The sequence below is a fragment of the Agrobacterium sp. H141 genome, from assembly GCF_057158725.1.
Window position 1 is genome coordinate 690,775 of sequence record NZ_CM169893.1, and the last position, 14,225, is coordinate 704,999.

A 14,225-nucleotide genomic window follows, 5' to 3' on the forward strand; every position below is an offset into this window, starting at 1 on the left:
CAACCCATTCCATCCCAGCCACTTCGAAACCCATTCGGAGCACGGCGAAGCTATGTCCAAGGAGGACACCATGACTGATAATCCTGACGCCAACGGCAAGCTTGAACTGCGTCCCGCTCCGGAAAGCACACCTTCGATCCCCCTCATGACGTCGAGCGACCGTTTCGTTTATGAGGGCACCCCCCTCATCGCGATCTCGTACCGCGCGACGGATACATTGTTCTTTCACGAGAACGATCCGATGACGCACAAGCGCATCAAACATACTGAAATCGAACTCGCAATCGATGAGGGTCGCGCGCAGTTTTACGCTGGTTTTTATACTGAGGCCGGTTTGAAGGCTTATGAGCGGTTCGGCAACAAAACTGTCGACGAGTTTAAGCCCGACGGCGTTGCCATTGCTCGCTACCACGAATTCCTCGTCTTGAAACACCGTGCCTGGTGTATCGAGGTCGGACAGTATGTGCCCCGCAGTCTGAAACCAGCAGCGGAAATGCCCGGCGGGCGTTCCATGGAAGAGTTGTTGCTGAATTGGACCGTCGAGTACCAGCTGCTTCAGAAGGAAGAAAATGAAGAGACCGGGAAAGTGCGAAAGAAACGTGCCGGTAAGAAGACCAACGGCTTTGAGGTGCCAACAGTTCGCAGCTTCAACTCTTACGTTAGCAAATATGAAAGCTGTGGAGACGATGTGCGTGCACTCATTCCCCAGCAGAAGGGGCCGAAACGCCGTCACCTGCAGGTCGAATGCGCCGAAAGCTATGCGATCTGGCGGCAGGCTGCTGCCGAATATGCTTCGAAACGCAAAGTGCCGATGTCGAAGGCACGGAAAATCGCGAACGCCCGCATCCACGAAGCCAACAAGGCGCGAACTGAAGACCAATCCAAACTGATCTTTGTCGAGCGTAAGCGCTTTGAGAATATGATTAAACAGCTGAGGGCCTTCGACGTTCTCGCTGCTCATGAAGGCGAGCCTTACGCTCATGCAGTCTACAAGCCGAAAATGGATTCTTACGACGTAGTTCGCCCCGGTGAGCGTGTCGAATTCGACGACTGGAATGTCGATTGCATTACCCTGATGAAAGAGACCGGCGTCTGGTTGCGTCTTCCTGCCAAATTTCAGACCGCCCTGGAAAAAGCCGCAGCAGATAAACCCCAGCGCATTTGGTTCGTGGGCGCAATTGACGCCGCGACCGGGATGCCTTTGGCGCTGAAGGCAACTCGAAAGCCTTGTGCTTCCGCCGTAGTTGAGGCCCTCGAAATGGTGATGTCGGACAAGACGCACATTTCGAACCTGGTGGGTGCAAAGACGCCTTGGGCCGCAAAAGTGCGACCGGAGAACGTATTCACCGACAACGGGACGCCTTACATCGCTGACATCACACGCGATGCTTTCCTCATGAGCAGCGCATCTCTGACCCGACCACCAGCGGGGCAAGCTTGGAAACGACCATTCATCGAATCGCTGTTCAAGACATTTGCGAAAGACTTGATGTCGTATTTCGATGGTCGCACGTTTTCCAACGTCGTCGAACGACGCGACTACGATTCCGTCGCGAATGCAACCCTCATCGTCGACGAATTCATGGTGATCGTTTATCGCTGGCTTTGTGATGTGTTCATGAACACTCCTAGTGCCCGCCTGAATGGATTGACGCCCTACGAGGCGTGGGAATTGAAGAAGCGTACCTATCCGATGCGCCCAGTTCCTGGTCGACACGAAAAACGTCACATCTTCGGAGTGAAGAAGGAAAAGATCATCCGCAGCGAAGGCATCGTTCTTCACGGCATTCCATACAACTCCGACGAACTCCAATCGTACCGCCGCAAGCACGGTTCGAAGAAGCTCTTCCCCGTCCGTTTCCACCCTCGCGACCTGGAATCGATTTCCGTCCACACTGAGGACGGATGGTTGACGGTTGGAAATCGCATTGGAGTACCTCCGTATATTTGCCTTGAAGAATGGCACTTGGCCAAAAAGGAACTTGAGCGGCTAAACAAAGAGCGATCAGCGCGCTCCGCGCCCACCATGTATGACGGCATCAACTGGGTACACGGCGTCGTAGATGCTGCTGCTCTGCGTAGCGGTATCTCCCCACATATGCGCAGTGCAGAAGACATGTCTCGCGCCACTGCGAGACTTTTCGAAGGCCGCGCCATCACGAAGGCAGAAGCTGGTGAGTTGGCACTTCTGGCAACGCCTGCCCCTCAAGCAACTCCTTTGCTTCAGGGGCGTGTTGAAAAGCTTCCTGCTGAAGTCCTGGCAGCGAAGGCCCCGAAAAAGAAGGCTGTCGAGCCCGAGGTCCCCATCATCCCTGAGGTAGATGAGGCTATTGCCGACATTGATGAGGACGACGAAGATTCCCAGCTCGGAGATTACAAGTAATGAGCGATTTCAGCGACATGTCCATTGAGGACCGCAAGCTCCATATGGAGCTGAAATACTACCTTCAGCTCAAAGACAGGGAGCTGGAGGACATGGTAACCGATCTCGTCAATAACGCGAAGCGCTGCGAGAGGGGAGGCGGATCGAAAGATCGTATTCTCTTCGTAATTGGGCACTCTGACACTGGCAAAAGTACCGCCCTCGCACGCCTGTTCAAACGAATGGAAGCGTTCCAGCCATACGAGGATGAGTTTGGAAAGCGCGTGGTTCCGTTGCTGAGCATAAGGTGTCCGCCCGACTGCTCACCCAAAAGCTTAGCCGACACCGTTTTGAACAAATGGAATCTGTACGCCAAAGCCAACCAGAATGCGGTTTCGCGGTGGGCTATGGTTGCCCGGCAACTGCAGTTTAGAGGGATCAGGTATTTGCACTTCGATGAAATGCAACACGTGAATACGGGTGGGACTGAAGGCGCGATACTGCAGGTGCAAGATTTTGTGAAGGGCTTAACGGAGATCGACGATTGGCCGCTTCACTTGATCCTTTCCGGCACGCCCAAGATGAAACGCTTTATGGAGAGTGATGAGGTTGCTAATCGAGCCAAGGTCCAACGCTTCAATCTCGTAAGGTCCAACAAGAAAAACGCGGAAGCTATCGGCAAGGTCGTGCGCCAAATCGTGGAAGACGACGCGGGGCTCCAGATTGGGTGGACTGAGGAAGACGAGCTGATTGCCCGGCTGATCGTGGCGTCTAAGGGTGCATTTGGGACCATGATCAAGATTACCCAGAAAGCGTGTTTTCGCGTCCTGGATAGCGCCGGGACAAACGTGACCATTGGGGACTTTGCCGCAGCGTACAAATCCCGGCGCGGGAACCTCGCAGCTGACAACCCATTCACGACTACCGATTGGAGGAGCATCAACCCTTCGCACTCCCTGTCTGACATGGATTAGGTGGAAAGGAGACTACTAAATGAGCAATTTTGGTCGACTTCCACATGTCGTGTTGCCCTTTGACGACGAGACGGCGGAGAGTTTTGTAGCGCGGTTGGTGTTGGCGAATGGCTTTCATTCTCTGGCTGAGTTTTGCGACTTTACCGGTACCCGCCAGGGCGGAATCATTGCAATGGATCGCGACGAACTCGATGCGGTAGCTCGGTGGAGCGGCGTGTCGGAAGCACGCCTGCAGGCGTTCGCCATCAGGCGAGATGGCATCGTTGCTTTTGGTGCTGCGCAAGTGAAGCGTACACAGTTGAGGGCAACTCACCGCAGGTACTGTCCGCACTGCTTTTCGGACGACGTTCGAAACGGGACAGGTCATCCTAGAACCCGCATTTACATGCGGGCAACTTGGCGTTTAAGCGTGATCTCTAGGTGCTCGCGACACGGAGTTCCGCTTGTCGATCTTCCCGAAGATTTTGACACTCTTGATCTGAAAGCCCTTACAGATATCAACGTGAAGGATGCAGTGGCATCTGGCGTATTACCGCATGATCTGTACTTTTCAGACCGACTGTTAGAACCACCTGCCACTTCTTATCTCGATACGCTGCCACTCTACGTTGCCGCTGAACTTTGCGCGGTTCTCGGAGGGCTTCATCACTTCGCGGCTGAAGGAAAGATTTCTGATCGCGTGCCGGGAGGCATGACGAACCCCGAGTGTCTCGCGTCAGGATATGCAATCGCTGCTGAGGGGCGAGAGGCCGTCTGGGATTTCCTGACGTCGTACATCGTGAAGATGGTTGGCAAAGCTTCTAAGTACCCGATGGTCTATTCGCTTCCGTTGCGATGGCTGCGAGACGAGGCCCCGGATGGTGAATACGGCTCGATCAGGGAACTATTTCAGGATCACGCGGAGAAACATCTTCCACTTGAACAAGGCGAAACATTCCTGACTGTCGTCAGCCGCAGGCGGGTTCACACCGTATATTCTGCAGCAAAGGAATATGGATTACCGGAGGCTCGCGTTCGAGATGTTGTCATTAATCAGACAGGTGGGAAGGCCGTCATCGCGGTCTTTGGGAGCCGCAGTGTCGTTTTTCGTAAAGACGAGGCCCACGCGTTACTGATTGATGCCGCATCGCAGTTGACAACGACCCAAGCCGCCGAACGTATGGGATGTGCAATGACGCAAATGGAAGCGCTGTTGAACGAGGGATATCTGCCATTCTCAACAAATGGCGAGGCCATGGGCCGAGTGTACCGATGGGTGTCGGCTGATGAGGTACAGCGGTTTCAGGATCGCGTTGAGGCTCGTCTTTCGCCTACTCCGACAGAACACGATCTCGTACCGGTTCTGGACGCTACCAAAATCTGCCATCGGACGTTCGTTGCAATCATCGCACTCATTCTGAATGGCCAGCTGGCCCACGTCCAAATGTCGGGACCGGAATTTCGGCTCGATAAAATTATGGTCAACCCGACTGAGATTGACGAGCTTTCTGGATCGGGGTTCGGAGGAGAATTCCTTGATCGCGCTAGTGCTGCCGCCGCGTTGGGTACTCGCCGGGAGACCATCAATGATCTTTTCGACCTGGGGATTGTCCCCACAACGAAGGTTCCGCACCAAAAGATCAGGAGCCATATTCTTGTGGTACGATTAGACGATCTGGAAACGTTTGCGCGAGAACATGTTTTGCTTGATGTCCTGTCAAAAGAACGGGGTGAAGCCGCACTTGCGGTGCGCAATCGGCTCACCGAGTTGGGGATTCGTCCGGTGTACGAGGCAAGCCCTAAGGCGACGAAAATCTACCGTCGAAGTGAAATCGAGAGCGTAGGCTTTTAAACTCCCGCGTTCTTACCTACCCCGTGAAAGCCCGCTTCTTAGCGGGCTTTTTTGCGCTGTGACGCTTGCAGGGAAAGTTGTTAAGGGGCGTGATTCCGAGCCGCTTAGAGTACACGATTTGGAAATTATTCAATGATTTCCGTAAATCGGTTCCGCTAGGGAAAATCGTTAGGGGCCGCACCAGTGAGGCTCAGATGCGAGCCTTACACGGATAATCTGCTTGCAGCTTATTTGCCGTTGATGAATGTCAGCAGCGCCTTCAACTCGCCAGCGCGTACAAGCTGCGCCGGCGTCTTGTTGCCAAGTGTGGCAATGTGTTCGCTTCTATACCATTTCTCAGCTGTCTCGCGGTTTCCACTGCGGTGTATAAACTGGTTGAGCACGATCTTTTTTGCGTCGGCCGGTGGCACATTTCCGGCTTCTATGGCCGCGTCGATCCGCTTGGCAGTTGACGATATATTCCGATGCTGGACCTTACGCTGAAGCGCTGCCGCTGCGGGCGAAACCGGTGCATAGACACGAATACTGGCTTTCTGCCCGTTAATTGCATCCGCTGCCGCAACAGATTTGCGACCGCCCGTCTTTGGCAACAGATCGGCGTCCACTGTCACGTTGGCGACGCGTTGTCCGATGCGGGCGGGCTTGCGTCCGCTCTTGTTGGCGCCCGTATTGCTGTTGTCAGTCATTGCTGGTGGTCCTGCGTTTGTGATCGCCGCAGCGCGGTCCGGGGTCTCTATTTCAGAGAGGCACGGCGTCGGCGGCTATCATAATGTCCTTCTAAAATCGACGCTATCATGGCGTGTCGAAACCTGTCCAGCAGACAGGCAGCCAGCTCGAAAATTCACTTTTCATTGTGCAGGTGCGAAAGGAATGGTAGCTAACGGATGTCACTTTTTTCGGAAAACACCGCATGTTCCTACCAAACCGCGACTCTTACGAGACGCTTTGCCGCGACTTTTCCTGGAATGTCCCTGAACGCTTCAATATCGGTCGCGCGGTCAGTGACGACTGGTCTGCCCATTCACCAAACAGCATTTGTCTTGAGCATTTCAGTCCGGACGGTAATCATCAGACTTTGACCTATGGTCAGTTGACTGCGCGCTCGAATGCTTTTGCCAATGCGCTTACCGCTCTGGGTGTTGTTGCCGGCGATCGAGTGGCTTTGCTCCTGCCGCAGTGTTTCGAGACCGTGATTGCTCACGTGGCGATTTACAAGATGGGAGCAATCGCCGTTCCGCTGGCGCTCCTCTTCGGTGCGGAGGCACTCGAATACCGTCTGAGCGCATCGGGTGCCACGGTGCTGGTGACCAATGCATTCGGTCTCACACGCATGAGTGAGATCAGAAAGCCTGTTTCATCGCTCAAGGATATCATCAGCATTGATGGGCCTCGCGCCGGTGTCCGGGCGTTCCACGAACTTACGGATAATCAATCGGCAGATTTCGCGGTTGCGGAAACGGCACCCGACGATCCGGCCTTGATGATTTTCACATCCGGAACCACGGGCTCGCCCAAGGGTGCGCTTCATGGTCATCGCGTACTTGCCGGGCATATTCCGGGCTTCCAGTTCGCCCATGAGTTCCTGCCGCAACCCGGTGACAAGATGTGGACCCCATCCGACTGGGCGTGGGCTGGAGGGTTGCTTAACGCGCTTTTGCCAGCCCTGATGCTTGGGGTTCCCGTCGTCTCTTCTCCGGCGCAAAAATTCGATCCGCACATGGCGTTCAGGATCATGGCCGAGATGAAGGTTCGCAATGCCTTCATTCCTCCAACCGCACTACGATTGATGAAGGCGGTAGAGCGACCGCGGGAACAATACGATCTCGTCTTGCGCAGTATCGGTTGCGCCGGTGAAGCGCTGGGGCGCGAGACCTATGAGTGGGTGACGTCTGCTCTCGGGATCATCCCCAACGAATTTTACGGCCAGACGGAATGCAATTTTGTTCTCTCATCGGCGGCATGTCTCGGAATCACCAAGGCCGGCAAGATCGGTCGTGCGGTTCCCGGCCACCGGGTGGAGATTGTCGATGGTGAAGGCAATATCCTGCCTGTCGGTTCAATCGGTCAGGTTGCCATGGAGCGACCGGATCCCGTCATGTTTTTGGGCTATTGGGAAAATGAGGCGGCAACGCGTGAAAAATTCGCGGGAGACTGGTTGAAAACCGGAGATCTTGGGCGGCAGGACCGTGATGGCTATATCGAGTTTTTCGGGCGCGACGACGATGTCATCACGTCGGCTGGCTATCGCATCGGTCCAGCGGAGATCGAGGATTGCCTGCTTGGACATCCGGCGGTGCGGCTGGCAGCCGTCGTGGGCAAGCCGGATGCGTTGCGCACGGAGATCGTGAAGGCCTTTGTCGTCTTGTCCGGTGGTTATCAGGCAAGCGATATGCTGGCGCGCGAGATTAGCGACTGGGTCAAGCATCGGCTGTCGATGCATGAATACCCACGAGAGGTGGCCTTTATCGATGCCTTGCCGATGACCACCAGCGGCAAGGTCATCCGCCGTGAATTACGAGAACAGTCCAAAGAGGCAACAGCTGCCGAATAGGGGGCAAGCCCGTCAGTCGTGATGGCTGCGTGACAGGATCTTGTCACGGAGAATACGGGCGATATTGCGCGTGTTTCGATACATGTGAAGTTGTGCTGCGACCTGTCGTACGTCGCGGTCGGCATTGCGGGTGAGGCCAATGACAATTGTCGCCATCTCCTCACGTTCCTTCCACATGCGGCTCATGATCGGATGGTCGGGAACCGCGCAGGAATCCGTGCGCTCAATATTGGCGTCATCAAGGTGCCACTTCGTCAATTCCACCATCAACAGCTTGCCGGGGGAGAACCGGGCATAGCGCTCGTCATAGGCGGTTTTCCAGGTATAGGCTTCACCGGACATGATGAAGACCACCATGGAGGCGATGGGGCGTCCGTCCAGCGCCAGTGTGTGGATACGCACGGAGTCCATCTGCGCGAGATTGGTGATGGCCTCGCGCGCAAAAGCAGAGCGGTAGCGGTCTGATACCAGAGCGCTGCGTTTGCGGCCTTTCCAGCCGCTCACTTCCAGCGCGAGAAATGCTTCCATACCTAAGCGCACCTCTTCCGGTTGACGCGCGACGGAATAGGTAAGCTCACCTTCCCTCGACAGCAGATTATGCTGCCGCCGCATCTCGCGCCAATGGGATTTGGACACTGCACTTCTGAGATAGGTTTCACCCTCCTCGAAACTTTCCAGCATCGGACGTTCGAGCTCGTTTGTGACCGTCACTGGCAGATCGCGGCTGATTGCCAGCGTCTTGATGAGCTGGGAGAATGTGCCTTTAACCCTGATATCGGGCAGAACGAGGACGCCCGGCAGACTTGCTGCAGGGTTGCCGAAGGCCATCAGCGCATTTTCGATGGTTTCTGCGGCACCTTCCACGTCGACAAGGGGCGTTCCAAGCGGCCCGAAAGGATTGGACCAAGCGCGGATGATAGATGGTCCGATGGAAAATCCAGGTTTTTCCACGGAGAATGGCATCAGAAAACGCATGCGGCTTCGCGACTGGTCGTCATCTCGGATCAGGGCTAAACGGATATGGCGGTCATCAAGACGCGGCATGGCCGGAGCCAGAAAGCCGCCAGCAAAGAATATGTTCGGCTCTACCGCGCGGTGAGACAGGAACTCCAGTTCGTCCTGAAGGTCATAGCCCATTCGGCTCGGATAGAGATACATCGCCCGGCCGGGCTTGCCGACAGGAATTTCGATATCTGCAGCAGGGCGGTCATGCGTTGCCGATGTCGCCAGCGCGCCAACCATGCGGTTGGCGTTGCTGTTCATGCTCTCGTCATAAAATGGAGGATTGGCCATCGTCAGATCGCCCTTGTCTTTTTATTCAATAGGGATTGCGGGTCGGCGAAGGCGAATAGCACGATGCCCAGCGATCGGCGTATCGCAACGTGAAGAAGAATAGCCTCGATTAATGTTGCAAATGCGGTCGCGATGGCGGCACCGGTAATCCCGTAAAGTGGTATCAGTGTGACGCTAAGGGCGATGTTGGCGCCGAGTGCCCCTGCATAGAGCGCAACGCAAAGTTTCTGTTTTCCAGCCATGGTCAAAAGCACTTCTCCCGGTCCAACCAGTGCCTTCGAGAGGCTGCCCAGGAACAGAATTGCCATCAGTGCGTAGCCGACGCCGAAGGCTGGGCCAAAAAGACCAAGCAGTACCTTGCCGATGGCCAGCACAAACAGTCCAACGGCCAGCGAGGGCCAGAAGCTCCATCGTGCGGCAGTTCCGGCAAAGGCAGCGAGCGCTTGTCTGTCGTTGTCGGCCATCATCGCGGAAAAGCGCGGACCGGTGCCGGCCTTGACCGCAAAGAATACGAATTGAACGAGGGCCATGGTTTTGGCTGCGGCGAAGTATATCGCGACCTGATCCGGTTCAAGATAAAGGCCGACGACGACCACATCCGAGTTGGTTAGCAGAAAGCTGAAGCCCTCAATGAAGAAGATCGGCAAGGCAACCCGGAACCATGCGCCGAAGTCGATCTTTCGCGGCCCATGGTCGAAGCGACGGCGCAGACGCAAGTTGATGGCAATGAACTGGCTGACTGTCGTGACATAGGTCGCCGCAAGGGCCGCTTGCATGGCTGTGGTGGCTGTATGTTCGGCACCCAGACCGATTGCCGCGAGCATGAAGCACAGGATCAGCAATGGGCGGATAATGAATGTCGGACTGAGCGCTGCGACCGGCCAACTGTTCGCACGCGCTGTTCCGTCCAGAACATCGCCAAGTGCAATCATGGGGAGTGCAATAAGGCCAAGGAAGAGCGGTATTATGTAATAGGCCTCGATCGTGTCGCCGAAGAAATGGAGAGCCAGCAATCCGATGCTGGCCAGCAGGCTCGCCGAGACCATCGCAAAAATACGGGCCGTGATGGTCAGTCCACGAATCGATTCCTGTTCATTTCGTGCGTGATATTGGGGCAGGAAACGGATCACGGTTGTATGGAAGCCGAGACAGGAGAGGTTTCCGAACAGGACGACCAGAACCCAAACGAAGACGAATATTCCGTATTCGAACTCACCCATTATGCGGGCCTGGACGATCTGCGATGCAAACGCAATGGCAGCGCTCAACACTCTTATGGCGAACGCAATCATGGCCATGCGTTGCGCGCGGGTCGTCTCGTCATCGCCCTCAAGCGCGTCCGCAATGCGGTGAAGCAACGGGGACACAAGGCTCCGCAAGCTGGCCGGCAGCATTTTCTCCGCTGTTTGGACAACCGCCATGATCGACACGCAATACTCGCCTGGGAATGATTTACTTACTCTCAACCATGTCAGTTCAGGGTTAAGAAAGGGTTCCGCAAGTCGCCGCAAGTCTTCAGTCGAGGTCTTCTCGCCTTACTTTCTGAACGCCTTCGATTGCGTTCGTCACTTCTGAAAACCAGCCGGATTCCACAAGATGTTGGCGTGTGCGCTCGTTGAGGCCACCCTTGGTCTGGTGGTCGTCTGCCAGTTCCAGGAGGGACAGAGGCGAGTGAAGAGCCGTATCGGCGAGGCCGACAAAGAGTGCGCGCACGTAAATGTCGGCTGTGGCTGTTTCCACGTTGCTGTCGACCAACCAGCTTTTGAGCGTGTCGCCCAATTGCATGAAAGTGGACATGACGCCGCTGATCGCGCCCATCGCCGTAAGCTCAGTCTCGGCTCTCGGCAGCACGACTTCACCCATGCCTGCGAGAAGCTCCAGGATTTCCGGAACGGTAGGGAAGTGGGCAACGGGGCCTTTGCCGGACGCGATTGCAGGTAATGGAAGGACCCGGCAGATCTGGGCATTCGGTACGATTTTGCGGAGCTCGTCTGTGGTCAGTCCGGCAACGAAACTGCAGACAATCTGCTCCTTCCGGAACGCGATGCCGTCCAGCGCTTCTTCCACCTGCGGCGGGCGCATGCCGAGGAAGATAATGTCGCTTGCTTCCGCGACTTCTGTGTTTGAGCCGGCACGGCGGACTTGGGCAAATTTCTCTGAAAGCTCCGACGAGATTTCACGGGATCGTGGCGAGACGAGGATCGGATTGTTCTTTCCACTCGCAACCAGACCCTCGATGAAGGCTGCCGAAATCGTGCCGGTGCCGATGAAGCCAAGTTTTTTCATGTTTTCTCCCAAACAACCATTGAAGCTGGCTGAAACTAAAAACGCTAGCGAAGCTTTGCAGCCGCGCTAGCGTTTATTTGGTCATGCGTTTGAGGCTTACGCCTGTTCGTAGGCGCCGTGGCAATGCTTGTATTTTTTGCCGGAGCCGCAAGGGCACGGTTCGTTACGACCGACACGGCCCCACGTTTCGGGATCCTGCGCGTTGCGATTTTCCGGCGCGACGTAGCTTGCGTCTTGTACGCTTTCGTTGAAGTCGTCCTCACCTGTGGTGGCGTCCACATGGTGACCTTCCATGGCCGGGAGCGTTGGAGCGGGTTGCTCTTCACGGACGATTTCGACGCGCATCAGCTGAGCGGTTACTGCTTCGCGCAGATTGGCAAGCAGGGCCTGGAAAAGTTCAAAGGCTTCTGACTTGTATTCCTGCAACGGATCGCGCTGCGCGTAACCACGAAAACCGACGACCGAGCGGAGGTGATCGAGGTTGACGATGTGTTCGCGCCAGAGGTTGTCGATGGTCTGCAGAATGACCGAGCGCTCGACATAGGTCATCACTTCGGGGCCAAAACGCTCGGCCTTGTCAGTCGCTGCCTTGTTGACGGCTTCGGTCACGCGCTGAACGATATCGTCTTCTGCAATGCCTTCTTCTTCTGCCCAGGCCTTGATAGGCAGGTCGAGGTTCAGGTTGCGCTGGATCGCTTCGTGCAGGCCGTCCGTATCCCACTGCTCGGCGTAGGCACGCTCAGGGATATGCAGGCGCACGACATTTTCGACGACTTCTTCACGCATGTCGGCGACAGTCGCGCTGACATCTTCCATATCCATCAGTTCGAGCCGCTGCTCGAAGATGACCTTGCGCTGATCGTTCAGCACGTCATCATATTTTAGGAGGTTCTTGCGGATGTCGAAGTTTCTGGCTTCGACCTTTTTCTGCGCGCGTTCCAGGGCTTTGTTGATCCAGGGATGGACAATTGCTTCGCCTTCCTTGAGGCCGAGCTTCTGCAGCATTGAATCCATTCGGTCGGAGCCGAAGATGCGCATCAGGTCGTCCTGAAGGGACAGGTAGAATTTGGAACGACCAGGGTCGCCCTGACGGCCGGCACGACCGCGCAACTGGTTGTCGATACGGCGGCTTTCATGCCGTTCCGTCGCGATGATATAAAGGCCACCGGCGGCAAGCGCCTGGTCCTTGAGCTTCTTCACTTCTTCGCGGACAGATGCTTCCTTGGCGCTGCGTTCTGCCGGGTCTTCAACACCCTCAAGCTCGCGTTCAAGCCGCATCTCAAGATTACCGCCGAGCTGAATGTCGGTACCACGACCAGCCATGTTGGTGGCAATTGTAACCGCACCCGGAACGCCGGCCTGGGATACGATATACGCTTCCTGCTCATGATAGCGGGCGTTTAGAACAGCAAAGTTTTCAAAGCCTGACTGCTTCAGCAGGGTCGCCAGCAGTTCGGACTTCTCGATCGAGGTTGTGCCCACCAGGACGGGCTGTCCACGACCGTGGCATTCCTTGATCTCTTCGATGATGGCCTTGTATTTTTCCTCCGCCGAACGGTAGACCTCGTCGTCCTCATCGATACGGGCGATGGGAAGATTGGTCGGCACTTCGACAACGTCCAGGCCGTAGATATTGCCGAATTCCTCGGCTTCGGTGGAGGCTGTACCGGTCATGCCAGCAAGCTTGTCGTACATGCGGAAATAATTCTGGAAGGTGATCGAAGCCAGTGTCTGGTTTTCCGGCTGGATCTGCACCTTTTCCTTGGCTTCAAGAGCCTGATGCTGTCCTTCGGAGTAGCGACGGCCCGGCATCATGCGTCCGGTAAACTCGTCGATGATGACGATCTCGTCGTTACGGACAATATAGTCCTTGTCGCGGGTGAAGAGCTTGTGGGCCTTGAGCGCATTGTTGATGTGGTGGACGATTGCAACGTTTTCCACGTCGTAGAGCGAGGCACCCTTCAGGAGGTCTGCATCCTTCAAAAGGTTCTCAAGTTTTTCCGTACCGGCCTCTGAGAAGTTGGCCGAGCGTTGCTTTTCATCGATCTCGTAATCGTCTTCAGAAAGCAGCGGAATGAAGGCGTCGATCGTGTTGTAGAGTTCGGAGCGGTCGTCCAGCGGACCTGAAATGATCAGCGGCGTGCGCGCTTCGTCGACCAGAATGGAGTCCACTTCGTCGACGATGGCATAATTGTGATCGCGCTGAACCATCTGGCCGCGCTCATATTTCATATTGTCGCGCAGATAGTCGAAGCCGAGTTCATTGTTGGTCGCATAGGTGATGTCGCAGCCATAGGCAGCGCGGCGCTCATCGTCGGACAAGCCGTGACCGATGACACCGGTCGTCATGCCAAGGAAGCTGTAGAGCTTGCTCATCGTTGCCGCATCGCGCGATGCCAGATAATCATTGACGGTCACGACGTGGACGCCCTTGCCGGCCAATGCATTCAAGTAGACCGCAAGTGTCGCCACCAGCGTCTTACCTTCACCGGTCTTCATTTCGGCAATGGAATTCTCGTGCAGGATCATCGCGCCTATTAGCTGGACGTCGAAGGGGCGCATTCCCAATGTGCGGCGCGAGGCCTCCCGCGCAACGGCAAATGCTGGAACCAGCAGGTCGTCGAGCTTTGCGCCGTCTGCCAGTTTTTGCCTGAACTCGATTGTCTTGGCAGCGAGTGCTGCATCATCGAGCACTTTCAGCTCGTCTTCCATCGCATTGATTTCATCGACGCGGGGTTGATAAGAGCGAATGCGGCGATCATTCGACGACCCGAAAAGTTTGCGGGCAATTCCACCAAGGCTGACCATTAGAATGGTCCTTTCTCACATCAAGTTGTGCATCCAGACAACGTCAACGGCTGTTGGCGCCTGCCTTTTAGGGCTTGCGCGTCCTGAAACTTCTCTGGACGCGAGGTTGCGTGACAGATA

Annotated in this window: 9 protein-coding genes; 4 read left to right on the top strand and 5 right to left on the bottom strand. The window is 55.7% G+C overall.

What is annotated here, in order from left to right:
- The first annotated feature begins 70 nt into the window (after positions 1 to 70).
- From ACWPM9_RS03080 to ACWPM9_RS03090, 3 genes are read left to right on the top strand one after another with little or no spacing between them, the layout of a single operon-like run.
- Positions 71 to 2,383, top strand: coding sequence for a Mu transposase C-terminal domain-containing protein (locus tag ACWPM9_RS03080; RefSeq protein ID WP_484756708.1), 2,313 nt, complete (start codon positions 71 to 73; stop codon positions 2,381 to 2,383).
- Positions 2,383 to 3,336 carry an ATP-binding protein gene (locus tag ACWPM9_RS03085; protein ID WP_484756709.1) on the top strand — a complete coding sequence of 318 codons (954 nt, stop codon included), beginning with the start codon at positions 2,383 to 2,385 and terminating at the stop codon, positions 3,334 to 3,336. The genes ACWPM9_RS03080 and ACWPM9_RS03085 overlap by 1 nt, the downstream gene beginning before the upstream one ends.
- A 19-nt stretch (positions 3,337 to 3,355) precedes the next feature.
- Positions 3,356 to 5,167: a TniQ family protein gene (locus ACWPM9_RS03090; RefSeq protein ID WP_484756710.1), complete on the top strand. Its 1,812-nt coding sequence runs from the start codon at positions 3,356 to 3,358 to the stop codon at positions 5,165 to 5,167.
- Between the two features lie 227 nt (positions 5,168 to 5,394).
- On the opposite strand, the gene ACWPM9_RS03095 is transcribed toward ACWPM9_RS03090, so the two are convergent.
- Entirely contained in the window at positions 5,395 to 5,853 is a 459-nt protein-coding gene (locus ACWPM9_RS03095; RefSeq protein ID WP_484756711.1) for a hypothetical protein, read from the bottom strand.
- Between the two features lie 224 nt (positions 5,854 to 6,077).
- On the opposite strand from ACWPM9_RS03095, the gene ACWPM9_RS03100 reads away from it, so the two are divergent.
- The gene (locus ACWPM9_RS03100; protein ID WP_484756712.1) at positions 6,078 to 7,718 is read left to right on the top strand and encodes an AMP-binding protein; all 1,641 of its coding nucleotides are present in this window, start codon (positions 6,078 to 6,080) and stop codon (positions 7,716 to 7,718) included.
- A gap of 12 nt (positions 7,719 to 7,730) precedes the next feature.
- On the opposite strand, the gene ACWPM9_RS03105 is transcribed toward ACWPM9_RS03100, so the two are convergent.
- From ACWPM9_RS03105 to secA, 4 genes are all read right to left on the bottom strand, one after another.
- A complete protein-coding gene (locus tag ACWPM9_RS03105) occupies positions 7,731 to 9,011 on the bottom strand; it encodes a GNAT family N-acetyltransferase (protein WP_484756713.1) in 1,281 nt (426 codons plus the stop codon).
- A gap of 2 nt (positions 9,012 to 9,013) precedes the next feature.
- Positions 9,014 to 10,432 (bottom strand): lipopolysaccharide biosynthesis protein, encoded by a 1,419-nt coding sequence (locus tag ACWPM9_RS03110; protein ID WP_484756714.1) that lies wholly within the window; start codon positions 10,430 to 10,432, stop codon positions 9,014 to 9,016.
- 94 nt (positions 10,433 to 10,526) lie between these two features.
- Positions 10,527 to 11,297 carry an NAD(P)-binding domain-containing protein gene (locus tag ACWPM9_RS03115; protein WP_484756715.1) on the bottom strand — a complete coding sequence of 257 codons (771 nt, stop codon included), beginning with the start codon at positions 11,295 to 11,297 and terminating at the stop codon, positions 10,527 to 10,529.
- A 96-nt stretch (positions 11,298 to 11,393) separates the two neighbouring features.
- Positions 11,394 to 14,105 (bottom strand): preprotein translocase subunit SecA, encoded by a 2,712-nt coding sequence (gene secA, locus ACWPM9_RS03120; protein ID WP_428188280.1) that lies wholly within the window; start codon positions 14,103 to 14,105, stop codon positions 11,394 to 11,396.
- Between the last annotated feature and the right edge of the window lie 120 nt (positions 14,106 to 14,225).

Coding starts and splice junctions, on each gene's coding strand:
- ACWPM9_RS03080 (WP_484756708.1), top strand. CDS start 71: ATGACTGATAATCCTGACGCCAACGGCAAGCTTGAACTGCGTCCCGCT.
- ACWPM9_RS03085 (WP_484756709.1), top strand. CDS start 2,383: ATGAGCGATTTCAGCGACATGTCCATTGAGGACCGCAAGCTCCATATG.
- ACWPM9_RS03090 (WP_484756710.1), top strand. CDS start 3,356: ATGAGCAATTTTGGTCGACTTCCACATGTCGTGTTGCCCTTTGACGAC.
- ACWPM9_RS03095 (WP_484756711.1), bottom strand. CDS start 5,853: ATGACTGACAACAGCAATACGGGCGCCAACAAGAGCGGACGCAAGCCC.
- ACWPM9_RS03100 (WP_484756712.1), top strand. CDS start 6,078: ATGTTCCTACCAAACCGCGACTCTTACGAGACGCTTTGCCGCGACTTT.
- ACWPM9_RS03105 (WP_484756713.1), bottom strand. CDS start 9,011: ATGGCCAATCCTCCATTTTATGACGAGAGCATGAACAGCAACGCCAAC.
- ACWPM9_RS03110 (WP_484756714.1), bottom strand. CDS start 10,432: ATGGCGGTTGTCCAAACAGCGGAGAAAATGCTGCCGGCCAGCTTGCGG.
- ACWPM9_RS03115 (WP_484756715.1), bottom strand. CDS start 11,297: ATGAAAAAACTTGGCTTCATCGGCACCGGCACGATTTCGGCAGCCTTC.
- secA (WP_428188280.1), bottom strand. CDS start 14,105: ATGGTCAGCCTTGGTGGAATTGCCCGCAAACTTTTCGGGTCGTCGAAT.